The 26,181-nt window shown below is 38.6% G+C and carries 20 protein-coding genes; 11 read left to right on the forward strand and 9 right to left on the reverse strand.

Annotation, left to right across the window (positions count from 1 at the left end; genetic code table 11):
• The first annotated feature begins 428 nt into the window (after nucleotides 1–428).
• From ACI6MV_RS15375 to ACI6MV_RS15395, 5 genes are all read left to right on the forward strand, one after another.
• Nucleotides 429–2,495: a bifunctional aldolase/short-chain dehydrogenase gene (locus ACI6MV_RS15375; RefSeq protein ID WP_407271204.1), complete on the forward strand. Its 2,067-nt coding sequence runs from the start codon at nucleotides 429–431 to the stop codon at nucleotides 2,493–2,495.
• Between the two features lie 103 nt (nucleotides 2,496–2,598).
• Nucleotides 2,599–3,360 (forward strand): DeoR/GlpR family DNA-binding transcription regulator, encoded by a 762-nt coding sequence (locus ACI6MV_RS15380; RefSeq protein ID WP_407271205.1) that lies wholly within the window; start codon nucleotides 2,599–2,601, stop codon nucleotides 3,358–3,360.
• 202 nt (nucleotides 3,361–3,562) lie between these two features.
• A complete protein-coding gene (locus tag ACI6MV_RS15385) occupies nucleotides 3,563–4,288 on the forward strand; it encodes a (Fe-S)-binding protein (protein ID WP_407271206.1) in 726 nt (241 codons plus the stop codon).
• Entirely contained in the window at nucleotides 4,288–5,721 is a 1,434-nt protein-coding gene (locus tag ACI6MV_RS15390; protein ID WP_407271207.1) for a LutB/LldF family L-lactate oxidation iron-sulfur protein, read from the forward strand. The genes ACI6MV_RS15385 and ACI6MV_RS15390 overlap by 1 nt, the downstream gene beginning before the upstream one ends.
• The gene (locus ACI6MV_RS15395) at nucleotides 5,714–6,433 is read left to right on the forward strand and encodes a LutC/YkgG family protein (RefSeq protein ID WP_407271208.1); all 720 of its coding nucleotides are present in this window, start codon (nucleotides 5,714–5,716) and stop codon (nucleotides 6,431–6,433) included. Before ACI6MV_RS15390 ends, ACI6MV_RS15395 begins: the two co-directional genes overlap by 8 nt.
• Before the next feature lie 139 nt (nucleotides 6,434–6,572).
• On the opposite strand, the gene putP is transcribed toward ACI6MV_RS15395, so the two are convergent.
• The 4 genes from putP to ACI6MV_RS15415 form a co-directional block, all read right to left on the reverse strand.
• Nucleotides 6,573–8,078: a sodium/proline symporter PutP gene (putP, locus tag ACI6MV_RS15400; protein ID WP_407271209.1), complete on the reverse strand. Its 1,506-nt coding sequence runs from the start codon at nucleotides 8,076–8,078 to the stop codon at nucleotides 6,573–6,575.
• A 226-nt stretch (nucleotides 8,079–8,304) separates the two neighbouring features.
• Entirely contained in the window at nucleotides 8,305–9,852 is a 1,548-nt protein-coding gene (pruA, locus tag ACI6MV_RS15405; protein WP_407271210.1) for an L-glutamate gamma-semialdehyde dehydrogenase, read from the reverse strand.
• 92 nt (nucleotides 9,853–9,944) lie between these two features.
• Nucleotides 9,945–10,859, reverse strand: coding sequence for a proline dehydrogenase family protein (locus ACI6MV_RS15410; RefSeq protein ID WP_407271211.1), 915 nt, complete (start codon nucleotides 10,857–10,859; stop codon nucleotides 9,945–9,947).
• A 190-nt stretch (nucleotides 10,860–11,049) separates the two neighbouring features.
• On the reverse strand, nucleotides 11,050–12,261 hold the full coding sequence (locus ACI6MV_RS15415; protein ID WP_407271212.1) for a PucR family transcriptional regulator: 1,212 nt from the start codon (nucleotides 12,259–12,261) through the stop codon (nucleotides 11,050–11,052).
• 400 nt (nucleotides 12,262–12,661) lie between these two features.
• Between ACI6MV_RS15415 and ACI6MV_RS15420 the strand changes: the two genes are divergently transcribed.
• The 4 genes from ACI6MV_RS15420 to ACI6MV_RS15435 all read left to right on the forward strand — a co-directional run bounded on the left by ACI6MV_RS15420 (nucleotide 12,662) and on the right by ACI6MV_RS15435 (nucleotide 16,586).
• Complete coding sequence (locus ACI6MV_RS15420; protein WP_407271213.1) at nucleotides 12,662–13,438, forward strand: glucosaminidase domain-containing protein; 777 nt, start codon at nucleotides 12,662–12,664, stop codon at nucleotides 13,436–13,438.
• 255 nt (nucleotides 13,439–13,693) lie between these two features.
• Nucleotides 13,694–14,425, forward strand: a complete 732-nt coding sequence (locus ACI6MV_RS15425) for a SurA N-terminal domain-containing protein (protein WP_407271214.1) — start codon at nucleotides 13,694–13,696, stop codon at nucleotides 14,423–14,425.
• A 691-nt stretch (nucleotides 14,426–15,116) separates the two neighbouring features.
• On the forward strand, nucleotides 15,117–16,031 hold the full coding sequence (gene htpX, locus ACI6MV_RS15430; protein ID WP_407271215.1) for a protease HtpX: 915 nt from the start codon (nucleotides 15,117–15,119) through the stop codon (nucleotides 16,029–16,031).
• 252 nt (nucleotides 16,032–16,283) lie between these two features.
• Entirely contained in the window at nucleotides 16,284–16,586 is a 303-nt protein-coding gene (locus ACI6MV_RS15435; protein WP_407271216.1) for a YppG family protein, read from the forward strand.
• A gap of 108 nt (nucleotides 16,587–16,694) precedes the next feature.
• Here the strand turns inward: ACI6MV_RS15435 and ACI6MV_RS15440 are convergent, their stop codons facing one another.
• Together ACI6MV_RS15440 and ACI6MV_RS15445 are read right to left on the reverse strand one after the other, a co-directional pair.
• Nucleotides 16,695–17,198, reverse strand: coding sequence for a sigma-70 family RNA polymerase sigma factor (locus tag ACI6MV_RS15440; protein WP_407271217.1), 504 nt, complete (start codon nucleotides 17,196–17,198; stop codon nucleotides 16,695–16,697).
• A 53-nt stretch (nucleotides 17,199–17,251) separates the two neighbouring features.
• Nucleotides 17,252–17,674 carry a GGDEF domain-containing protein gene (locus ACI6MV_RS15445; RefSeq protein ID WP_407271218.1) on the reverse strand — a complete coding sequence of 141 codons (423 nt, stop codon included), beginning with the start codon at nucleotides 17,672–17,674 and terminating at the stop codon, nucleotides 17,252–17,254.
• An 833-nt stretch (nucleotides 17,675–18,507) separates the two neighbouring features.
• Between ACI6MV_RS15445 and ACI6MV_RS15450 the strand changes: the two genes are divergently transcribed.
• Nucleotides 18,508–18,966: a VanZ family protein gene (locus ACI6MV_RS15450; protein ID WP_407271219.1), complete on the forward strand. Its 459-nt coding sequence runs from the start codon at nucleotides 18,508–18,510 to the stop codon at nucleotides 18,964–18,966.
• An 11-nt stretch (nucleotides 18,967–18,977) separates the two neighbouring features.
• On the opposite strand, the gene ACI6MV_RS15455 is transcribed toward ACI6MV_RS15450, so the two are convergent.
• Entirely contained in the window at nucleotides 18,978–19,871 is an 894-nt protein-coding gene (locus tag ACI6MV_RS15455) for an AraC family transcriptional regulator (RefSeq protein WP_407271220.1), read from the reverse strand.
• A 157-nt stretch (nucleotides 19,872–20,028) separates the two neighbouring features.
• On the opposite strand from ACI6MV_RS15455, the gene melA reads away from it, so the two are divergent.
• Nucleotides 20,029–21,330: an alpha-glucosidase/alpha-galactosidase gene (melA, locus tag ACI6MV_RS15460; protein ID WP_407271221.1), complete on the forward strand. Its 1,302-nt coding sequence runs from the start codon at nucleotides 20,029–20,031 to the stop codon at nucleotides 21,328–21,330.
• A gap of 66 nt (nucleotides 21,331–21,396) precedes the next feature.
• Here melA and ACI6MV_RS15465 read toward each other — a convergent pair whose 3' ends face one another.
• Together ACI6MV_RS15465 and ACI6MV_RS15470 are read right to left on the reverse strand one after the other, a co-directional pair.
• Complete coding sequence (locus tag ACI6MV_RS15465) at nucleotides 21,397–23,076, reverse strand: alpha/beta hydrolase (protein ID WP_407271222.1); 1,680 nt, start codon at nucleotides 23,074–23,076, stop codon at nucleotides 21,397–21,399.
• Between the two features lie 461 nt (nucleotides 23,077–23,537).
• Nucleotides 23,538–25,853: an outer membrane protein assembly factor BamB family protein gene (locus tag ACI6MV_RS15470; protein WP_407271223.1), complete on the reverse strand. Its 2,316-nt coding sequence runs from the start codon at nucleotides 25,851–25,853 to the stop codon at nucleotides 23,538–23,540.
• Between the last annotated feature and the right edge of the window lie 328 nt (nucleotides 25,854–26,181).

Here is a 26,181-nt window from a genome sequence, read left to right on the forward strand (position 1 = left end):
GTTTTCGGTGGGACGAGTAATCGCAGTCCCAAAGTGCGCTTCTGAGTGGATCTTCAGCTCGCGCTATTCCCGCTGGAGTCGACTGCCCGGAGCTCCAATCACCCGACGCAAAGAGCGATCCCGTTAACAGCGGAGGAAATCCACTTTGACTCCTGCGGGAATAGTGGCCTAAGTGAGACCCCGCAGGAGCGAAGCGACGAGGAGGCTCACTAGCCCCCGCGGAAAGCGAAGTGGATTTCCGGAGCGGGTTAAGCACTCTCCAAGTTACGACGCATTCTAGCTATTTTATGAAATAAGAACAACTTCTTAGAAGACAACCTAATAAAGTAAACACAAAAACTCATTAAACAAAAATATATAAAAACAATTCAAAAATAAACGGAAATATGTTATGCTTTATTTATTAAGTTTTGGGGAGGAAATTAATAATGGTACAAAACAAATGGGATAACAATCAGGGGAATATTGAAAGCGGTTTAGACCAGCTTGTATATCGTTCGAATTTATTAGGATCGGATCGTTCTGTTGCAAACTGGGGTGGCGGTAATACGTCAACAAAATCAATGGAAAAAGATTTTCGTGGTAATGATGTTGAAGTAATGTGGGTGAAAGGTAGTGGATCTGACCTTGCTACAATGGGAGCAAAAAACTTCACAGGCTTGAAAATGGAGGACATTCGTCCGTTACTGGAGAAGGATGATATGTCTGATGAAGATATGGTAAATTACTTAGCACATTGCATGATTGATGCTAAGCATCCACGCTCTTCAATTGAAACATTATTACATGCATTTTTACCCTTTAAGCATGTTGATCATACACATCCAGATGCAATCATTAGCATTGCATGTGCAGATAACGGTAAAGAGGTTGCAAAGGAAATTTATGGAGACCGTTTTGTATGGGTTCCTTACATTCGACCTGGCTTCAAGCTTTCTAAAATGATCGCAGAAGGTGTGCAAAATAATCCAAATGCTGAATTAGTTATTATGGAAAAACACGGACTAGTTACGTGGGGAGAAACTTCTGAAGAAAGCTATCATAAAACGATTGCAATCATTCAGGAAGCAGAAGATTATATCACAGCAAAAGCAGAAGCAAAAACACACTTTGGTGGTGCGCAATCTGAAGCATTTACTGAAGAACAGCGTAAAGAGATTTTTGCAAAAGTATTACCAATTGTCCGTGGACAAGTTAGTAAAAATAATAAAATGCTCGTGACTTATGATGACAGTGATGAAATTTTAAACTTTGTAAATAGCACAGATGCAAAAGAGTTATCGCAAATCGGTGCGGCATGCCCGGACCATTTGGTGCACACGAAGCGCGTGCCACTATTTATTGATTGGGATCCAAGTAAAAAAGATATCGATGCTTTACTTGAAAGAGTTAAATTAGGCATTGCTGCATTTGAGGAAGAGTATGTTGCTTACTTTGAGCGCAACAAAGCAGAAGGTGACCAGTTAGTTGAAACTGCTCCACGTGTTGTCTTAATACCAGGTCTTGGCATGATCAATACAGGTAAAAACTGGACAGCGGCAAACGTAAGTGAATCTTTATACCACCGTGCAATCTCGGTTATGAAAGGCTCAACAACATTAGGCAACTTTGTATCGCTTGATGAAAGCGAATCGTATCATGTGGAATATTGGCCATTGGAGCTTTATAAATTGAGCCTTGCTCCAGCAGAAGCAGATTTCTCTCGTCAAATTGCATTTGTAACAGGTGGCGCAGGTGGCATTGGTAGCGCTACGTGTATCCGTCTTGTCCAAAGTGGTGCACATGTTGTTGTTGCTGACATTAATTTAGAAGGTGCACAAGAACTTGCATCAGAGATTAATGAACGATTTGGTGAAAATCGTGCAATTGCGGTGAGAATGGATGTAACAAAAGAAGCAGAGGTAAATGCTGCAATCCAACAATCGATCTTAACATATGGTGGCTTGGACATTATTGTGAACAATGCTGGTTTAGCAAGTTCAGCCCCTTTTGAAGAAACGACAATTGACCAGTGGAATTTAAATATTAACGTATTAGTAACGGGTTATTTCCTTGTTGCTAGAGAAGCATTTAAGCTGATGAAAGATCAAGCTATTGGTGGAAACATGGTGTTTGTCGGTTCGAAAAACTCGATTTACGCTGGTAAAAATGCAGCTGCATACAGTACGGCTAAGGCTGCAGAGGTACACCTTGCTCGTACAATCGCGGCTGATGGTGGAGAGTACGGTATTCGTGTCAATTCTGTCTTACCAGACGCAGTAATAAGAGGTTCAAAGATATGGGATTCGGCTTGGAAAGAAGAACGAGCTTCATCTTACGGAATTGGAACAGATGATTTGGAAGCACACTACCGTAAACGTACGATTCTAAATGTTAATATTCTGCCACAGGATATTGCCGAGATGATTGCATTCTTAGCTTCTGCAAAATCAGCGAAGACTACTGGATGTATGGTAACAGTTGATGGCGGAGTAGCGGCTGCCTTTACAAGATAATGATGGAGCCGGATAGGAAGTTAGTATTTCCTATCCGGCATTTATATATTTTTTCCGTTATAATAGAGTGAAAAAAGTAAGGGTTTGAGAAAGTAGGGATAACATGCTTGTAGCGGAAAGACAGCAAAAGATCGTTGCTCTCGTTAATGAACGCAAAAGTATCCGTGTAACGGAACTGAGTCAAACATTTTCGGTTACAGAAGAAACGATTCGAAGAGATTTAGAAAAACTTGAAAAAGAACAAAAACTAGCACGTAGTCATGGTGGCGCAGTAAGCGTGCAGCAAAATAATGATATCGAGTTACCATATACCCAGCGAGAAATCATGAATGTTTCTGAGAAGAAAGAGATCGCCTTGGCTGCAGTGAAACACGTTGTTAAAGGTGACAAAATTATTCTAGATGCAAGCACAACTGCCTGGTACATGGCAAAAGCCTTACCAAATGAAGCTATTACAGTAGTAACAAATTCAATTAAGGTTGCGATGGAGCTCAGTACAAAGAAAGAGATCACTGTCATCTCAACAGGTGGCACGCTGTTACCAGAATCATTATCCTATGTAGGTCCGCTCGCGGAGTCTGCCTTAGATACGTATCACGTTTATAAAGCATTTATATCTTGTAAAGGATTGCACCTTGAACGGGGTATTAGTGAATCAGATGAGCAGCAAGCACGAATTAAGAAAAAAATGATGGATATTGCTGACGCTGTTTATATCATGATTGACCACAGTAAGTTTGGTGTTCAAGCTTTTTCACGATTAAGCGGGCTGGATGCGATTGATCATATTATTACCGATAGTAAAATCGACTCTAACACGGTTCAACAAATTACCGATCGATCACTTAACTTAATGAAAGTATAAACGCTCCAATTCTCCACACGGTTATACTTCTATTAAAGTATCACATTTAGTCAATTTCATAATACTGATTTTTAGCTATCTTCATCCATATATAGTCGGATTAAATCGTCTCCGAACTATATATGGATGAAGATGGCTGTATAAGGTAATTATGAAATTGACTCACATTATAAAGTCTATTTAAAATTGGGGAGGGTGTCCCATGAAAGTTTCCTTGTTCATTACATGTCTTGGTGATGTGTTTTATGTAAATGCAGGAAAAGCAACCGTAGAGCTACTAGAACGATTTGGTTGTGAGGTAGATTTTCCAGAAACACAAACGTGTTGTGGACAACCAGCATACAACAGTGGATATCGTGAAAATACGAAGGCTGCTGCCAAAAACATGATCAATACTTTTGCACATTCGGAATACGTTGTTTGCCCATCGGGGTCGTGTGCTTATATGTTTCATGAATATCAATCAATGTTTCAGGATGATCCCTCGTGGCGTGAAAAAGCACGACTATTAAAAGAGAAAACCTACGAGCTAACGCAATTTATTATAGATGTATTAAAAATAGAAGATACTGGTTCCGAATTTTATGGAAAAGCAACCTATCATACATCATGCCACATGACACGCTTGCTTGGTGTAAGAGAAGCGCCTCTTAAACTGTTAAGTAAGGTAAAAGGACTAGAAATGATAGATTTACCAGAACGAGAGTCGTGCTGTGGCTTCGGCGGTACGTTTTCTGTGAAAATGCCTTCCATCTCTGAACAAATGGTTGATGAAAAGGTTCACCATATCGAAGGAACAGAAGCAGAATACCTGATTGGTGCAGATGGAGGATGCTTAATGAATATCGGTGGACGAATTAATCGTCAGAAGAAACCGATTAAAGTGATGCATATAGCGGAAATATTAAACAGTCGGGGTGAAAGCTAATGCCAATGCATATTGGAGAAAAGAATTTTCAGAACCGAGTGAATAAAGGACTAGAAGACGGATTTATGCGGGGCGCTGTTCGATCTGCGCAAACAAGGCTACAATCGAACCGTGGAAAAGCTGCTGATGAGCTAGGTGATTGGGAAGAGTGGCGCAGCCTTGGTCAAGAAATTCGTGAGCATACGATGGAAAACTTAGATTATTATTTGCAACAGTTAACAGACAAGGTATCTGAGCTTGGTGGTCACGTGTTTTTTGCCGAAACTGCTGAAGACGCAAACAACTACGTTAGCGAAGTTATTAAAAAGAAAAATGCAAAAAAAATTGCTAAGTCGAAATCGATGGTCACAGAAGAAATCGCATTGAATGATATTTTAGAGCAGCATGGTTGTGAAGTAATAGAAACTGATCTTGGTGAATACATTCTGCAAATTGATGATCATGACCCACCATCACACATCGTTGCACCAGCACTGCACAAAAATAAAGAACAGATTCGTGATGTGTTTAAAGAAAAGTTAGGTTATACCAAAACAGAGAAGCCTGAAGAATTAACTTTATTCGCACGTGAGCAACTTCGAAAAGAGTTCCTTGCTGCTGATGTAGGGATTACAGGATGTAATTTTGCTGTAGCCGAGTCGGGTTCATTTGCCCTCGTCACCAACGAAGGAAACGCAAGAATGGTCACAACCTTACCAAAAACGCAAATTACGGTTATGGGAATGGAACGAATTGTGCCGACTTGGGAAGAGCTGGATGTGTTGGTTAGCTTACTTACAAGAGCTGCGGTCGGACAGAAACTCACAAGTTATGTGACAGCACTAACAGGACCGAAAAAAAACGAAGAAGCGGATGGACCTGAAGAATTTCACTTAGTAATCGTTGATAACGGGCGTTCAAAGATATTAGGAACCGAATTTCAAGAGGCATTACATTGTATCCGTTGTGCAGCCTGTATTAATGTTTGTCCTGTCTATCGCCATGTTGGGGGACATGCTTATGGATCGATTTACCCAGGTCCAATCGGCGCTGTGTTAACACCGTTGCTAGGTGGATACGATGATTATAAGGAATTACCATATGCATCATCGTTATGCGGCGCGTGTACCGAAGTATGTCCAGTCAAGATACCATTACATGAGCATTTGATTCAGCATCGACAGAAAATCGTTGAGATAGAGAAAAAATCAGATTTAGCTGAAAGACTTGCTATGCGCGGGTTTAGTCAAGTAGCTGGGTCAGCCACACTTTTTAAAATTGCTACGAAAATGGCACCGTTTTTAGCGACCCCATTTGTAAAAAATGGGACAATATCGAATGGACCAGGACCGTTAAAAGCTTGGACGAATATGAGAGATTTACCATCCCCAGAAAAAGAGAGATTTAGAGATTGGTTTAAAAATCGAGATGGGGGTGGAAGTAAGCATGGGTAACGGCGAAATTAAAAATAGAGATGCCTTTCTACAGAACATTGCCAGTCAACTAGGTAGAGAGCGGAAAACTACTGGAGTAACCAGACCAACATGGAAGCATCAAGTACAGTGGAGTGTGCTTGCGAATCATACACAAGATCAACTTGTCGATGTGTTAGAAGAGCAATGCAAATCGATTCACACTTCATTCATTCGCACAAACGCTTCTGAACTAAGTGATTCCCTGTTAGCTGTTATTAAAGAATATGGTGGAAAATCTGTAATGATATCAGATGATTCACGATTTCAATCAGCTTCACTGCATGAATCGTTTGTGTCATGGGAAAACCAGGACATAGCTGTTCATAGGTGGGATCATCAAAAAAGTGAAGATAGTATCCGGATTGCTGAACAAGCAGATGTAGGAATCACCTATAGTGATATAACGTTATCAGAATCCGGAACCGTTGTACTTTTTAGTGATCAAGGGAAAGGGCGTTCCGTAAGCTTACTTCCTGCCACTTATATTGCGATTATTGCTAAGAGTACGATTGTACCACGGATGTCACAGGCAACAAGAGAGATTCACCAACGTGTTAAAGACGGAGAAAGTATTTCATCTTGTGTCAATTTTATTACTGGTCCGAGTAACAGTGCAGATATTGAAATGAACTTAGTCGTAGGTGTGCACGGACCGATTAAAGCTACCTATATCTTGGTTGAGGATCAATAAACTGTTATCTAAAACAGTTGGTCAAAACAAATCATCCTTAGCAGACACCGAAAAGGCTGCTAAGGATGATTGTCTTTTTATGGCAATGGCACCATCATAAAGATGTACTAAACTATAGGTCATTATGATCAAGTTGACTCTATTGTTTGCTTAATTCTTCAGCTCTATCAAATTCCTCAGAAATTTCTTCTGTAGGCTCTTTATCCAAAACACTAACGAGTAAAATACCAAGCCAGCCTAATACAAAGCCTGGAACGATTTCGTATAAATCAAAGATCCCAAAGATGCCACCTTCAAGCTGTTTCCATATAATAACGGTGAGTGCACCGAGAATAATCCCAACTAATGCACCATTTCTGGTCATTCGTTTCCAGAATAGGCTTAGAATGATGACTGGTCCAAATGCTGCACCGAAGCCACCCCATGCATAACTAACTAAATCCAGAATAGATGTAGCATTTTCATTATCTGGGTTGGATGGAAGTGCAAGTAAAACAGCAATTACAGCAATGAGAAGCACACCAAATCGACCGATCCAGACTAGTTCTTTATCGCTAGCGTCTTTTCTGAGAATAGCCTTATAAAAATCTTCAGCCAGTGCACTAGAAGACACGAGTAACTGGGAATCAATTGTACTCATAATAGCTGAAAGTATCGCTGCTAGTAAAAAGCCAGAAACCCATGGGTTAAACAAAACATCGGTAAAAAGCATGAATACCTTCTCACTGTTATCAACATCCCCAACAATTAGAGGATCATTAGCAAAGTATGCGATTCCGGCAAATCCGACGAAGATGGCACCAAATAAACCAACTACCATCCATGTCATCCCTATCAATCGTGCTACAGGGACATCTTTAACTGATCGGATTGCCATAAAACGAGTAATAATGTGTGGTTGACCGAAATAACCAAGCCCCCAAGCTAAAAGGGAAACAATAGCTATAAAACCCATTCCTTCGTACACATTTACATATGCAGAATCCATTTCGGCAACTGTTGAGACGGTTTCACTCCAGCCACCAAGTTTTTGAATTGCAACAATTGGAACGATAACCAATGCTAGAAACATCAGTATACCTTGAATAAAGTCAGTCCAACTTACAGCTAAAAACCCACCTAGAAAAGTGTATGAGATGATTACAAGTGCACCAATGATTAGTGCAGCATTATATGTCATGCCAAATGATTCTTGAAACAGAAGCGCACCACCGACAAGGCCTGAAGAGGTATAAAAAGTGAAAAAGATGAGAATTACAAGTGCAGAAATCGAGCGTAATGCCTTTGATTTATCACGGAAGCGATTTTCTAAGAAGTCTGGGACAGTGATGGAATCTTGTGCCACCTCAGTATAAGATCGTAAACGTCTTGCAACAAACTGCCAGTTTAAATATGCACCTATGGTTAATCCAATACATATCCAAATTGAATTCATTCCGGTCGCATAGGCGGCGCCAGGCATCCCTAACAATAACCAGCTACTCATGTCAGACGCACCTGCACTAAGTGCCGCCACTCCAGGCCCTAAACTTCTTCCACCGAGCACATAGTCTGATAGATTATTTGTTAAGCGGTAGGCAATAATACCAAGGGTAAGCATTCCTACTAAATAAGCAATAAAGGTAACTAATGTAGCTGTCTCCATAACTAATCCTGCCTCCTTTCCTTAATTAAGCTAATCACTGATAATACGACGGTTAACGGCATCGGAATTAATAACCAGAATAATGTTGCTGCTGTCATATTCCTACCTCCTTTATTTATTTAAAACGATAAATTAAATCGTTTTATTCGGTAATTTAGTTCACCAATTTGTCACAAGTTGTGTAAAAAAAGGGGAGCTAATAAACTCCCCATTTTCATATATTTAGTTAAAGCATTTCAGATGTTGTCTTTCCTTGTAAGAAGTGCAGTAGGTAATCAGGTCCGCCTGCTTTAGAATCAGTTCCTGACATATTAAACCCACCAAATGGGTGATAACCGACGATTGCACCTGTACAATTTCTGTTTAAGTACAAGTTTCCGACATGAAAATCTTCTTGCGCTTGCTCCCAGTGCTCTCGATTATTCGTAATCACTGCACCAGTTAACCCGTATTCGGTATTATTAGCAATATCAATTGCATGATTAAAATCGGTTGCTTTACAAAACGCGACTACCGGACCAAAAATTTCCTCCTGCATCAGACGAGCATCTTCGCTGACATCTGCGACGATCGTCGGTGCGAAAAACCAACCTTTAGATCTATCACCATGTCCGCCTGTCATTATGCGGCCTTCATTTGCACCAATATCAACATAACTCACAATTTTATCGTAGGCTGCTTGATCAATTACAGGTCCCATATAGTTATCAACATCCACGGGATTACCAACAGTTAACTCATTGGTGATCTCGACGGCACGGTTTAATACTTGGTCGTATACATCCTGATGTACAACGGCTCGGGAACCAGCGGAGCACTTTTGACCGGAGAATCCGAAAGCAGATACGACAATTGCTTGTGCTGCTAACTCAAGGTCGGAATCCTTATCAACGACAACGGTATCTTTGCCACCCATTTCAGCAACAACACGCTTCAACCAAACTTGACCAGGATTCACCTTTGCTGCACGTTCGAAAATTCTTAGTCCAACTTCTTTTGAACCAGTAAAACTTATGAAACGAGTGCGAGGATGATCGACTAAATAGTCACCAACTTCTGCGCCACTACCTGGAACATAGTTAATGACGCCTGCTGGAAGTCCTGCTTCTTCTAGAACCTCCATAAATTTATAAGCGATAACAGGGGTTGTGCTGGCTGGTTTTAATAAAACGGTGTTCCCTGTAACCATCGGCCCCACCGTTGTCCCACACATAATTGCAAATAAGAAGTTCCAAGGAGAAATAACGACGCCAACCCCTAAGGGAATATAAGAGAAGCGGTTATTTTCAATTGGACGGCTGTTAATTGGCATACCGTCTTTTAAACGAAGCATCTGACGTCCATAATATTCCATAAAATCAATCGCTTCTGCTGTATCTGCATCAGCCTCTTTCCAAGGTTTCCCACCCTCTTTAACGAGTAGAGCAGAAAATTCATGCTTTCGCTTGCGTGTTATTGCAGCGGCTCGGAACAAAATATCTGCACGCATTTCCGGTTGAGACTTTCTCCACGTTTTAAAGGTTTGATCAGCGACTTGCATTGCTTTTTCAGCAAGCTCTTTATTTGCTTTTGAAACTATGCCAATAATTTCTTCACGGTTTGCTGGGTTTACAGAAATGATTTTTTCCCCTGTTGTAATCCGTTGTCCACCTATGATTAAGGGATATTCTTGACCTAAATAGCCTTCTACCTTTTTGAGGGCTTGTTGAAATGCTTTTTTATTTTCTTCTACGGTAAAATCTGTAAACGGTTCATGACGATAGGGCTGTACCATAGTTTGTGCCTCCTTTGATATTTATAGATTAATAGAAATCGGCTGATAGCCTAGCTTTTCTATTCATAGTAGTTGTCCCTGCTTAATATGCCTTATTTAAACAAGTTTTTGAGAACGAACCAGACATTTGCGGGTCTTTCAGCTAGCCGCCGCATAAAATAACCAAACCAGTCCACACCAAAGGGAACATATACACGAACCTTGTAACCTTGTTCTACGAGCTGTTTTTGTAAATCATCACAAATGCCGAACAACATTTGAAATTCAAATTGATCACCAGCAATATTATTAGTTTCAACAAAATCTTTCGTTGCTTGAATGATCTTGTCATCTTGTGTTGCAATTGCAGTGTAATTGCCATTTAGCAAGTGTGTTTTAATGATTGATAAAAAGTTAGCATCAACGTCTTGTTTGTCTGGGAATGCTACCTCATGTGACTCCTTATACGCTCCTTTGACGAGACGAAGGTTAGCCTGGTAATCATTTAAACGTTCCATATCTTCTTTTGTGCGATAAAGATACGCTTGTATAACCACTCCAAAATTGTCATAGTGCGCGCGTAATTCCTTATAAATATCTAAAGTAACCTGGCAATGAGAATAATCTTCCATATCAATGCGAACAAAAATTTCGTAATCTTTTGCTCGTCTTAGGATGGCATGCATGTGTGCGATACAAACATCCTTACTAATGTCTAAACCTAAAGATGTCAGCTTTAAAGATACATGGGATTGTACACCTGACTCTTCAATTGCATCTAGAGTTTGTAGTACCATTTGAGCAGATTGATTTGCATCATGTTCATTAAGAACAAATTCTCCTAAGTGATCAAGGGTAACTACTCTACCATCCATATTTAATCTGGAAACTGTCTCAATTGCTTGGTGTAGCGTTTCACCAGCGACAAACTTACTTGCACCAAAGCGGTGTCCAAACTTCTTAGCAAGTTTATTTGCAAATTTGCTCTTCGCAAATGACAGAAAAAAACTACGCATTATTGCTTCCATAGACATCATCCTTCCAATCGTTCGACATTGCATTTGATGAAAGCGCAATCATTATTGTTTTGAAAAAGTTGTACTATGACTATAAGCTTAGCGTGTATTGTCTTTGAATACATCGTGGGAATTGTCCAACATTTTCATAGACTTTTTGTGTTCTAACCACAAGTGATGATTTTTTCAATACGAATTCACATTACTTTTTATATTTTTGTAGCAATAAATCAATATATAATACCGTTCGTTGATTAATATCATCGAATTCAATTTGTGTAAGTTCTGTAATTCTCTTCATTCGGTAATTTAACGTGTTCGGGTGAATAAAGAGCGCTTCTGCTGTCTCTTTACCTTTACAGTTACTTGTGATGTATTTCTCTAGTGTGATAAGAAGTTCTGTACGATTTTCAATATCGTATTGGTTTAAAATGGAGATTGTATTATTTTCATAGCCTTCCTTGATGTATGTTTCTTGAAAAACGGGTAATAGACGAAAAATACCTAACCTAGGGTAGAAGTATGATATAGCTTCAGAATCAATTGATTTACGGATGTTAATGACTTCCATTGCCTCTAAGTAACGCCTAGGCATACCTAAAAATTGACAAGATTCATTACTGACCCCGACTTGGATGAGCTCTTCACTCGCCTGGTAATTCAGTATAAGTTGAATCAGGCGGTTCGCAATCAAATTTATATCTTCGGTTGTTTTATCTCCTTTTCCGATTAGGATCGTCAATTGATTTTCTTTTTTAATATAGCTCGAATGTATATTCTCAAATAAACAATAATAGTTCAAAAACCTTACGATCTTTTTCAAAGTGAATGTGTGTGATGTGTAGACGACTGCAATCGTATATTCAACTGGAAGTGTGAAATCTGCCATTTTAGCATCAAAGTAAACCATTTGTTCACTATGATAATATCCTTCTAGTAATCGTCTGAAAATGAGGTCATCCTTTGATTGGGAGGGAGGATTGTTTTGCCGCATATAACTTACAATTTTATTTCCTATTAGTTTTATCAAATCGAAATCCTCAGATGTTAACCTGCGTGACGCTTCCTGAACCCACAAGTAAGCTACTGATACATCAACATCTCTGATACAAAAAGCTATTCGTTCTGTGAAATCTATTTTTTTAATAGCAGGTATACGAATCGGTTGCCGTGATGTCTCAATCGCATCGATAACTTTTTCTTCTATTAAACAACTAATAATATAGGCAGGTGCTTTCTTGCTAAGAATCGTGTTTTTACGAACATCATCCAAAATTTGATAATTACCACTATAGGTAATAAGTTCAAATGAAGTTGTTTCAAGTAAGACAGGATTTTGCAGTTGGTCGGAAAGGTATTCTACTAAATCGGACAATGTCTTATTATTAGTCGTGTGCTTCGTTTTTTCCTTCAATAAAGTTCACCCCTTTTTAAGAAATGTCCTCTTATAAGAGAGAGGTTAAGTAGATTAGCAGTTTATGAATACGCTAGTTATCTTCTGAAATTTCTATTAATCTCAAATAATTGTATATTTTTAGTTTTCTTTGTCAAAGATGATAGCACTAGGATCATCTCTAGATTATTACCATCCTATGCATCAAGTAAAGAAAATAGTAGTGCAATTATAGTTTGTCTGCTTGTAGCATAATACTCACGATTCAGAATCTATTAATGTATTTTATTTCAACTAAACAATACACGTCATAAATCGAACTAGCTTAAACTTTGCAGAGCAATATTATTAGGAATTAAGCATTTTACGAAATGAAGTAACTTAATGAATGTTTTTACATTGAACATTTAGGAGGATAAATATGTTTAACCAACATGCTATTCATTTTGTGATGGCCATCTTTGTTTCTCTAGGAGTGGCACAGACAACTTCGGCGGAAATTGAACAGCCTAAGCTTACGATGGTTAGTTATAAAATGGTGGCGCTTGAGAAAAAGGAAGTACCGGAATACTATGATTTGTTTCCACTGGAAGGAATTATTCTTACTTCATTAGAATCAGAAGTAAAACAGGATTTAATTGATGAAGAGACAGTGGAGCTTATAAAAGAATTTGAGGTAGAAGGTAAACAGACGAAGGAAAACTATCGGATTGATCGCCTGTCTATGGTTCCTAAACAAACGTTATTAGATATTATCAATACGAATGGTGAAAACCTATTAACTGCGCACGTTGATGATTTTTATGAAGCAGCTGCCAAATTTAAGATTGATCCGCTATTTTTAGTTGCAGTAGCCGTTCATGAGACTGGTTATGGTACATCCTATAATATAAAGCAACGGAATAACGTCGGTGGTGTTCGCTGTATTTCTGATAAAGCTGTGAAAGAGGAGTTCAATATTGTAGCTTGTCAAAACAGTAAAAGTCGTGGTGCCTTTTCCGTGTATGCATCGATTGAGGACTCGATTATGCATAAAGCATATTTTTTAAGGAATATATATGTGGACAAGGGATTAGTAACAATTGCACAAGTAGGTAGAAAGTATGCTCCAAGTAGTGATCCAAGCAACACAGACGGTATAAATAGTTATTGGGCAACAAATGTGAGCAGACTGATCAAGACCAATATGACAACTTAAGATTAGTGAAAATTGTAGTGAAACTAATATTTAAGGCATTGAGGGTGTGAAGATTAAATCATAACGGTAACAATATTAAAGAAGTAGCCAAAATTTGATGGTTACTTCTTTTTGGTATAGTAAATCAAGCTATATCTCTGTCGCCAGCATTTTAACTTAATATTGTAGAGGGATATCATTTTGAGCTATGAGGTTTACATATATATTTTGTTGTGTAAAAATAGGGAAAGAACTTTAAGAAATGAGGTAACATGTATGAAAAAATTTGCTATTGTCATTACATTACTATTAACAACTTTATTCGTTGCTGCATGTAATAGTGATAATGAAAACGAACAAACAACTGCTGATGGTGAAAATGGTGAAGCTAATCAAGAACAAACGACTACACCTGAAACAACACCAGAACCAGAAGAATATCAAGTAGAAGAAGATGAGGTCGTAGCGATTGTAAACGGCGAAGAAATTCTCGGAGCACAATTCAATGAGGTTAGTACTCAAATTGTACAGTCTATGGCGCAAAATGGACAAGACACAAGCGACACAGAGACTGTAAAGCAATACACAGTTGACTCTGTTGTCGGACAAACACTTATTATGCAGGAAGCAGAGAAGCAAGACATTACCGTTTCAGACGAAGATATTGAAAATAGTCTGGAAGTAATAAGATCTCAATATGAGAATGAAGAGGCATTTACGGAAGCGTTGGAATCTAATAAATATACACTCGAATCATTAAAAGAAGATATTGAAGATGACCTTTATGTGCAAAATTATTTAGATCAAGTTCTTCCAAATTCGGAGGTAACGGATGAAGATGCACAAACTTATTATGATGAGGTTGCTAGTCAAAATGATGAACTTCCAGCATTTGAAGAAGTAAAAGAGACAATAAAACAAATGTTGAGTGAACAAAAACAAAACGAAGAGACGAATAAACTAATTGAAGAATTAAGAGGAAATAGTGACATTGAGGTACTTATTTAATCGTAAGGTAGCAAAGGGTCGTTTTGAAGCCAGTTATGGCATTAAAACGACCCTTTTTTTTTTGCTAGGAAATTATAAAATATACTAAATGTTGATAACATTAAGCATTAGCCACGGCCAGCTCCAAGCACCAGCGACTAGCGAGACTTCCCCTCACCTCATGACACGATAAGTCAACATCGATTCAGGTTTTATGGAAGGTCGACTAAAAGCGGACTTGTCGTCCAACGTCGACATACCCCTTATGCAGGGGCATGTTTCCTTACTCCATCGAAAATATAGAACAATTTTCTTCGTGCGAGGTAAAGCTTCGAAGCTTACTCTGGTCCTACGGTTCAGTCCAAATGTCTTCGGTGGACGAGTAATCGCACTAAGGAAAGCTACAATGAATATACACCGCAGAAACAAGTGATTTTATTGTTTCGAGTCCCAGTCCGTACGTCGCTAACCGGCGCTCTGCGCTTTTGTTACTAGATAAGCAGGGCACTTGTTTAGCAACATATGATGGCGAGTGAAATCTAGTTGGTTGCTGGGTACTGGAGCTAGGCATCTCCGAAGTGGCAAGTATAGCTTTTAGTTTTGATTCCCAGGATGCCCAGAGCTTTTCTAACTGCTTGTCTATCAAACAACTATGACCTTAATTAAAAGCATGTTAAAATAGAAGCGTACGTATAAAAATGGAGGTGCAGAGATGGGCAAACGATTATTACTATTCATATTAACCAATATACTTGTAATGACGACGATTGTGATCGTCTGGTCACTTATCACGACTTATACTGGTATCAGCGGTTCATTTGAAGCTGAAGGAACGGTATTAGGAATCGATTACGTCTCATTAATGGTATTCAGCATACTCGTAGGTTTTGCAGGATCGTTCATCTCACTATGGATATCACGTTGGATGGCTAAGAAAATGATGAAGGTGAAAGTTTTGGATCCAGATGGAGCTTTATCTGGTTATGAACGTGCTGTTGTTGAAAAGGTTCACCGCTTTTCACGTGCAGCTGGATTAACACATATGCCTCAGGTTGGTATTTATCAATCAAGAGAAGTGAATGCATTCGCAACTGGTCCATCCAAAAAACGTTCACTCGTTGCGGTTTCAACTGGATTATTGGAGTCCATGGATGATGCAGCTGTTGAAGGCGTTATTGCACATGAAGTTGCACACGTAGCAAACGGTGATATGGTTACCATGACATTGCTGCAAGGTATTGTGAACACGTTCGTTGTATTTTTCTCAAGAATCGTAGCGATTGTCGTTTCACGTTTCGTACGTTCTGAATTGCAAATGATCGTTCAATTCGCAGCTATTATTGTCTTCCAAATCCTATTCTCAATTCTTGGTAGCATTGTTGTTAGTGCATATTCGAGACATCGAGAATACCATGCTGATCGTGGCGGTGCTGATTTAGCCGGTCGTGATAAAATGGCACATGCGTTGCGCTCACTTAAATCATATGTTGATCGTGCGAAACTCAATGATCATACGGATGACTCAGCAATTCAAACGATGAAAATAAATGGAAAACGTGGGATGATGTCACTTTTTTCATCTCACCCTGACTTAGATGATCGAATTGCACGCCTAGAACAAAGATAATATTGAGTAATTAGAAGCAACTGCATTTTTATAGAGCAGTTGCTTTTTATTGCAAATTTTTAGTAACTTAGTCAATTTCATAATACTGATTTTTAGCTATCCGCATCCGTATATAGTCGGATGCAGATAGCTGTATAAGGTATTTATGAAATTGACTTAACTATTTATAGTCGAAACTAAAGACAGGTACCCTTCCTTTTTCTGTCCTGCATCATATACATAAAATAAAGGCGGAAAAAAGGAGGGGATTCGATGTTTCAGCAACAACGACCATTTTATCCAAACAGAACAAGATCACATCAGCCGTTGCCAAGGCGAGCAATGCCATTCCAGGCTCCAGTAGCTCCACCAAGAAGAACTCCTATTCGACTACCAAGACCACCCATTGCTGGACGTCCAGCTGGTGGACAATTAAACAACGTACTGGCCAATTTTCGTAAGTCAGATGGAAAATGGGATACGAAAAAAATATCATCATCTGCAACACAAATGATGAGCTATTATGATCAATTTAAAAAGTTTAGTCCGATGATTATGAGCTTTTTAGGCAAATAGGCAAGCGAGAAGATGTCCGTATATGTATACGGCATCTTCTCGCTTAGTTTTTAACGGAAAGGGTTACTGTATATGAAAGAATCCACGATGCAGAATGGCAGTTCATTATTAGCAACCATGATCTGCCATAATTTTTCTTAACTTCGGTTTGGCGAGTCGTGCCCAATTTTTAACGGCATCAGTGCTCACCTGATGTCTCCTCGCAATTTCTTTTATAGATACGTCATCTAGAACGAAAAGTGTAAACCAAATCATTTGCTTCTTGCTAAGTGCTTTTTCAATTTTATTTAGAAGATAAGGGTCAATATTGGGTTGGATCATTGTTGATACCATACTTAACTCTGCTGAAGCTGATGCAATATAAGCATTTTCCTTCTCAGTTTGACGATTCTTTTTTCGAATTAAACTAATTAGTGTTTTGTGAATGAGAAAATAGGCGTAAGTGGAGAACTTGCCCTTGTTTGGATCATAGTTATTTGTTGCCTTCCATAAAGCGATGATTCCTTCTTGATAAAATTCTTGCTCAGGGTCACGAATTCCTAATTTGTTCATTAAGTAATAAATCATATTTTCATGTTCAGATAAAATATCTTGAAATGGACGTGTTTCCAAAATTGCCTCTTTTAGGTAAAGACGCCTTTACTTGTTATTCCGCGGTAAGTTAATTATAGGAAAGCGCATTGAGTAAAGCAGGTAAGCAAACATGAAGTTTGGATAGGCGCTATGGCAGAATTTTGGTGTAAAAATGCATATTCAGTATGGAAAATGCAATTTTGGAACAAACCCGCAAACGTTTGATGCGGATATAAAAAGGCACTTGCATAAAGTACCTCGATTATGAAAAAATCCTGAAATGAGTGGACACAATTTCGTTCACTATTTTTGGCTGAATATAGGGCGTGGTCTACTAGACGCATCAGTGAATGATTCGTTTGATTTGGGTCATCTGGCTTTATTAATGCACCTGTAACCCCGGATCTTGCTGTTACAGTAATCTCTTGGCTATTAATGATAATGCTACTTTTAGCTATTTTTTTGCGAATCAGGTTAGCGAGGTTATACGCTGCATCAATGGAACAATGGGGCATACATATGATAAAAAACTAGCCAGTATGGTACTAATAAGCCTGCAACAATCGTTGAAATTTGCATCTGAAACCTAAAAACATTTTACTTCAACTCGATCATTAGTCTTAGCATGCTTATCGTAAGACATAGGTACAGAAACAGAGAGTGAACATAAAACCAAGGACCAAATTCAAGATTATTGATGAACAAGGGAATATTTTGTGAAGCTGCACCGAGCTATAGTAAAGATTGTTAAAATTGGAATCAGAAATAGAAGATAAAAGAACAATCTTCTCAGATTATGACCAACATAGTTTCAAACACGTTAATAAATTGAAAACAGGAATAAAAGGTATTGCTAAATATCAACTCGTAGCCAGAACTTATACTGTGCCAAAGAGGAACTAGAAAGCTCAAAAAAGTATGCAAACGATAAACAAGCGGATAGGAAAGATAATACAACAAATTACTTTGCACCTGGCTCATTTTTGATCTTTACCCATGCATAAATCAATAAAAAAACACTCAATAATCCGCCGACTACTAAGGCGATTTTAAACCATATAAATGCTTGTTACATTGTCACGCTCCAATTATTATTGTTAGTATAGTCAATTTCATAATACTGATTGCTGTGTACGGTAATTATGAAATTGACTCAGTTGTCTGTTTTATTATATGGAAGCTTAATAGTTTTTGACTATATGGAATTTATTATTAAATTAAAGCGCGTTATATTGTACCTATATGGTATGCTATATTAATTACCTTTTATGGTCTATCTAGTTTGGATCGACTCAGTTCTAAAGGCTGTATTATGAATTATTAAATTTATCCAGATGGGAATATTACAATGAGAATACCAACACCTAAAATGTTTTCCTGGTTTGCAGTTATTGTTTGGATGGCGATAATTTTTTACCTATCTGCCCAAGTGGCCGACACTTCAAATCAGTTGAGTTCAGGAATTACAGAAGTAATTGTTAGATTGATCGAGAAAGTATCTACTAAATTAGATTTATCTAATTTTAACTTTTTTGTAAGAAAGACGGCCCATTTTACTGCTTATATGGTTCTGGGCATATTAGTTATCCATGCGATGCGAAACAGTACTGGAATAACTTATCGCAGTATTGTTATTTCTTTATCGATTTGCATTTTATATGCAATATCAGATGAATTACATCAAATGTTTGTTCCTGGCCGCGGGCCCGCAGTATGGGATGTTTGTATTGATAGTGCAGGTGCTATTGTAGGGATTGGCTTATATTTTATTTTGTGGAGGATCACTAAGAAATCTTATTTTAGATAGCTTCATCGCGATTAAAAATCCAAAATAAGATGGTCCACAGGCACAACCGATTTACTGTTTCTAAATTTACCAGGGGCTATGCCTAAGTAAGAACGAAAAACTTTGCTAAAATAGTTTCCATTGGCATAGCCAACTTTAATTGCCACTTCTTCAATGGTAAGCTCTTGATTTTTTAATAATTCAATCGCTTTGTTCAATCTTATTTTCGTTACATATTGTAAAGGTGTAGCATTAGTTGTCTGATGGAAAAGACGAGTGAAATGAAATTTCGATTTACCTGATGCTGTTACAATATCATCCAGTGAAATGGGTTCTGTGTAGTATGTTTGCATAAAATCGACCGCTTTTGAAACGGGCTCCGGCCACTCACTTTTAGCAGGATTGGTGTTATATATGGAGCGGAACACTTCCATTAGAAAAGTATACGCATAGGTAGAAGCTTCAAAAGCATCATGCAGCTCGTTATTCATCACTTTTTTAAACAGGTCAAAAAACAAGTTGATCGGTGAATCATGCAGTCCAAGCTTAATAACTGGACCTACTTTATTAGTTATTTCCTCAAAACTTCTCAATGCTTCTTCTCCGTATAACGTTAAGTAAATAAATTCCCATTCGTGACTGTCGCTAGGTAAATAATAGCGGTGGTCGCTTGGAATTTTAACAAAGAAGGCATCCCCAGGTTTGAGGTAATACGTTTGATTCTCAACTCTAATTTCTCCTTTGCCATCAAGCGTATACTGAAAAACAATTCTCCCAGTTTCCTTTCTGGATAAGCCATCCCAATCATATAATTCACTCGTCTGCGTTTCCCACCCTAAGGAATGGATACCTGTAACGCGCTCTTGATGCGCACCTTTAAATCTTATTCCAAAAGACTGATGTTCTAAAGACTTTTTTAATAGCAATATTTTACCTGCCTTTCTGCTTTATTTACCATTGAGAAAGCGCTTTATACAATTTAAGATTATTATAGCAGGTATGTTGACTTACTAAGAGAAAATTTCACGAAAAATGTTGAAAGTTTTTTATTACCTAAATAATAGAAAAGGTGGAAGTTAAAGAATGTCAAAAATTACTTTTTTAGGTGCAGGAAGTACAGTGTTCGCAAAAAATGTTCTTGGTGATTGTATGACAGTTCCAGCATTACAAGACTTTGAGTTTGCATTATTTGATATTGATCATCAGCGACTAACAGATTCTGAACAAATGCTGCAAAATTTGAAAGAAAGCCTTGGGTCAACAGTGAGAATCACGGCATATACCGATCGTAAAGAAGCGTTAGCTGGCGCGAAATACGTTATTAATGCAATACAGGTTGGTGGCTATGATCCAAGTACTATTATCGATTTTGAGATTCCTAAAAAATACGGTTTACGACAAACAATTGCAGATACGATCGGTATTGGGGGGATTTTCAGAAGCTTGCGAACGATTCCTGTAATGATGGATTTTGCCAAAGACATGCAGGAAGTGTGTCCAGATGCTTGGTTTTTGAATTATTCAAACCCAATGGCTGTACTTACAGGAACGATGATTCGACACGGCGGGATTAAAACGGTTGGCTTATGCCACAGTGTACAAGGGTGTGCGGATGATTTGCTAAAATCATTGGAAATGCCAACAGACCATGTGCAATGGAAAATAGCTGGTATTAATCACTTAGCATGGCTACTCGAAATTAATCGTAATGGCGAGGACCTATACCCAGAAATTAAAAGAAGAGCAAGAGAAAAGCAAAAAATGAAACATGACGATATGGTCCGTTTTGAATTAATGGAGCGATTTGGTTATTATGTGACTGAATCCTCAGAACATAATGCAGAATATCATCCATATTTCATTAAAAGTAACTATCCTGAGCTAATTGATCGATTTAACATTCCGTTAGACGAATATCCACGTCGCTGTGTTAATCAGATTGAAGGCTGGAAGAAAATGCGTGAGGACTTAGTTAATGACAAAAATCTGACCCACCAGCGCACTCATGAATATGGTTCGTATATTATTGAGGCAATGGAGACAGATCAACCATTTAAAATTGGAGGAAACGTGTTAAACACAGGAAGGTTAATAAGCAATCTACCTGAAAAAGCGTGTGTGGAAGTTCCGTGTTTAGTAGATGCAAGCGGCGTGACACCGACATATGTAGGTGATTTACCTGAACAATTAGCAGCGCTGAACAGAACAAACATAAATACACAGTTACTTACGATTGAAGCTGCAATGACCAGAAAAAAAGAACATATATATCACGCGGCAATGTTAGATCCGCATACAGCAGCAGAATTATCGATAGATGACATTGTTAGCTTGTGTGATGATTTAATCGAAGCACATGGGGATTGGCTGCCGTTATTTGTGTGATAAATTTCATAGTGTTTCAATAGATTAGTAAAAAAGGAAATCAGTTGCAACTGATTTCCTTTTTAGTTATTTATACATATGCATAAACCGTTCCATATAGTAAATAAATACTTGATTCGTGTAGCTAGAAAAATACCAATCGCCGTTGTGTCCTGTAAAAGGCATTAATAGCAATGCAGATTTAGCATCATTTTGTTGATAGATTTGTTGAAAAGCTTTTGAAATAGAAGGATCAACGACCCCATCGATTGTACCCTGAAAAATCAATGCTGGTGGACTGTTCTCGCCAACAAGAAGTGATGGATCGCTTAATTTTTCCGTTTCTTCGATACCTACATTAGCTGCTAGTCCATTTGCAGCGTAGACTGGTATAATACCTTTGATTTGAAGTGCAGGATTTAAAATATTCTCGTATTCTCCGCTCGCGATGCCTAGTCCAACTGCATTCGCTAATTGTCCTCCGGCTGATGCTCCAGAAACAAATACAGACTCTATATCCGCAGCAAATGTATCTTGATTATCAACTAAATAATTAGTGAAAATACCAACATGTCGAACCATGTCATCGATAGTAAAATCACCTACGATATTTTCAGGGACAGGGGCATACTCAAAAAATTTGTCCTCATTGCTTAACCCGTACTGCAAGTCAAAAACTACATAGCCCTGACTAGCGAAATACTTGTTTACTTGGGCGTTATTGGATGCACCTTTGTCTCCGATTGTCCAACCACCGCCATGAATACGAATTAATACGGAATGCTTCTCGTCCGATGCTGTATCTTCCTTAGGCGGCATGTAAGCATCAAAGTGAAGTTTTATCCCTTCATCGACACCCTCTGTACCTTCGTAATACAAGATATTTTCCTTAACGATATAATCGTCAGTCGCCTTTCCAAAAAAGTATGCAGGCAAGGAAAAAGGTGTTTCTGCAAAATAACTTATATCCTCGGTGGTTGTGTTTCGCCACTCATCACCGAAGGCAGCCGCGAAATTTTCGCCTGCTTTTGGAATGTAAGCAATTGTCGTGAACATAGGTAAGCTGAAAATTACTGCAATTCCAATGCCTACAAGCGTTACAAGAAATTTTACTAGTAAGTTATTATTATTCATCTTTATAATAAGTGCCATAACGGCAAGTGTACTTATACTGAAAAACAAACCGTATCCAGGGAAAAACATTTCGAAAAAACCACCGCTTTGTCCTTGTAGAATTAGAAAGGATACATAGGCCCCAAGCAGAAGCAAAAGACTTGTTAAAATGGTGAAAACTATTTTAGATTTTCTTGGTTTATTATAACTACTAGAAAAGATAAATGGTGTACTTCCATGATTATTACGTTTTGATAATGTCATAATGCTGCCCAATATTAACAAATAAAAAACTAGAATAATAGTAACAACACTACGTGATGACGTATTAGATAAATTGGAAGCCGCTATTGTGTTAAAGATAGGAATAAGCGTCATGACTATAATCGTACTTAAGAGATATGTATAATCTAATCGTGCTTTCTCATTACGGATTAGTGCTACAACGATGTTCCCTAATAGCGTAAGGATTAACAATGCACCATAAACATTCCATATAGCAGAAACGATATCTGAAAAAAGATAAACCAATCCTCCAATAATCATCAGCAAATTTATAAGTATCAATGAGTTATATAAAGGTATTGCAAAAGCTTGACTTGATGATGGTTGAAGGAACGTTTGTGGCTTATATGATTTAAATGAACGATCCATATCGATACTCCTTTTTCTCCCATTATACAAGTGATAATGAGTATACGCCAATTCTTGTTATCTCATGAGCATTAACTTACTGGCTTTCATTCATGGCTTTGTGTAGATGTGAAGTGGAATGCGACGTGATGCACGTGATTTCCGCTCACGCGTCTAGCTATACCAACCGCTGAGGAGCAAACCGGATTGAGCGGCCATATTAGCGCTTATTTCGTTTGATTTTTTAATTTCTTGGATTTGACGGCCACCACAGCACTTGTTTACCGATATCAACTCGTTGAAACAACAAATGCATTCAAATAAGTGCGCTGGTGGCCGTACTCATCGACCGCAATTACATGCCTCCCCTACAACGCCTGTTTAGCACTACGTCGGATTCTAGCTAATATTCCACAATCATACTCCGCCTTATAAACATTAAAAAGCTGGAGAACGATATTTCAGCTCTCCAGCTTTTTATACTAATCGTGCATCGGTGCAACGACCTCTGTCAAATACGTAGCGATATCATGCATTTCCTGTTCTGATAAAGAGTCCTCAAATGCAGGCATGGTTGTTCCACCTAGTTTTACTTGCTGGATGACAGCCTCAATGTCTTCTGCCGCTGGACTAGTTTGCAAATTGGGACCATTATGTCCACCGGCGCCATCAGTACCATGGCATGCTAGACAATTATTTTCATATAGAGCTAGCCCTGCTGCATGGTCCCCAGCAGATACCGTTTCCTCACTATCTGTTTCCGTATCTTCTTCAGAATCACCTTCTTGCTGGTCAGCAGATGGCGGTGTTTCTCCACTATTAATCGTACCTTCTAATGAGAATGTCCACACTGAATCACCATGCTTGGTTCCAGCTAAGGAGTTACCAGCGGCATATACGGTAATATATTGTTTGCCATCAATTTCATAGGTGATCGGCGGTGCATTGACACCAGCATCGGTCATAAATTCCCACACTTGTTCACCTGTTGTTGCATTATAAGCAATAAATCTACCATCGTTATGACCGACGAATAATAGATTGCCTTTTGTCGTCATTGCACCACTATAAGCCATTGCATCCCATTTCTGTTGCCAAACAATCTTGTTCGTTTTAACATCCATTGCCGTAACTGTCCCTCTTGTAGGGGCTTCGGTAACAGGAGCAAAAATGCTGCCTATCCAAGCATGACCATCCTCAACAGCGTCTGCATCGAACTCTTCATCACTACGTGTATAGCTCATATACTGATCGGTAGCTAACACATAGAACAATTCAGTGTTTGGATTATAAGCAGATGGTGGCCAGTTTGCACCACCAGCAGGTCCTGGTTTCAACGTCACCGGTTCTTCCCAGAAAGGAGTAAATATGCCGCCGTATTTTCCTTCAAATTCATCCGACAGATCTCGCTCGATATCTTCTTCGGTGATTGTTTGCGGTGCAAACGCGTCACCAATTGGAATTGGTTGAGTGGCTGCTGTTTTTTGACGTTCATCTTGTGGCACAGGTGTTTCTTCGATACCGATGAGCGGTTCGCCGTTCGTGCGATCTAAGAAATAAATCCAACCAGTTTTCGATGCTTGCCCAAGCCCTTTTCGCATTTCACCTTCTATTTCTACATCAAATAAAATGATGGGATTTGGCGCATCTAAATCCCATATATCATGATGAACTTGTTGAAAGTGCCATTTATATTCTCCAGTTTTTGCATCAATGGCTACAACTGAGTTTGCATAAAGGTTATCTCCTTCACGTTTACTTCCATCAAGGTCAGGTGACGTGTTCCCAGTTGAAAAATATAGCAGTCCTAACTCAGGATCTACAGCAGGTGTTTGCCAAACGGGAGCTCCTCCTGTTAACCACGATTTGTTATCTTGTGGCCATGTTTCATGCCCTTTTTCCTCTGGACCTGGAATCGTGTAGAATCGCCACAATTCACGGCCCATCTCTGCGTCAAAGGCGGTAATCCGACCTCTGATTCCGTATTCTCCACCAGATACACCAGTGTACACCTTTCCATCAAAGTATAAGGGAGCGTTTGTAATGGTATACCCTTTTTCCCATTCATCGACTTGTGTTTCCCAAACTACTTCGCCAGTCTTTTGATCTAAGGCAACAAGTCTAGCGTCTAATAACCCGACAAACACTTTGCCTTCTCCAAGTGCTACTCCGCGACTCGTCCATCCGCAACAAACCGTTGTTAGTTTATCTGTTATATACGGTCGATATTCCCATATTTTTTCACCTGTTACCGCATCTAGCGCGAGTACGTCGTTTTCTCCAGTAATTACATACATAATACCATCAAAGACAATTGGTGATGCTTCTCCGGAAAATTTGAAATCCAAACCAGATTCTAATTTGGATACCCATTCACCTTTCAAGTTAGCTACGTTAGATGTATTTACTTGATCAAGCGGGGAATACCGTTGATTGGATAAATTCCCCCCATTAGTTAGCCAATTATTAGTTGGCAGCGCTTGCAATTGTTCTGATGTAAATGCAGGCGCAACTTCTCCATTAAACGTTTTATGTTGTTTTACAACTGGATGTTGCTCCTCCATTACTACAGGTTCAGAATCTTCCTCGGAATCTTCTTCCGGCTTTTCAGCAGGTTCCTCTTCAGGCTCTTTCTCCGTCTCATTATTGTTACTGCCTGCATTTTTAGTTATAAGTGATTGATCATCTGTTTCTGGTGCGGACTGATTATCTAATACGAGTATTTGGACGAAAGTACCAAATAAAAGAAAAACAGCTAAACCAATAACAACATACCAGGCTGTTCTGTCATTATTCAAAAAAGCACCTCCCCTTTACTATAAAAATATTCGAGATTGGATACTTTTATGCTAGCTTTGTAGTCTGACTAGAACCTTGATTTAATAGAATCTAACCGTTACGAACTCTGGAAAATGTTGAATAGTTAGTCAATTTCATCATGCTGATTTTAGCATCCATATACACTCGGATTAAACCGTCTCTGAACTATATATGGATGCGGATAGCTGTATAAGGTGATTATGAAATTGACTCAGTTTGTATGGAATAGGCGTGAAAAGTAAAAACTAGGCATATGAATGAAGTAAAATACGTGCGCGTTAGTGATTAGTAATGCAACAATAATGG

Source organism: Radiobacillus sp. PE A8.2, from assembly GCF_045635475.1.
Lineage (GTDB): Bacteria > Bacillota > Bacilli > Bacillales > Amphibacillaceae > JBJGXI01.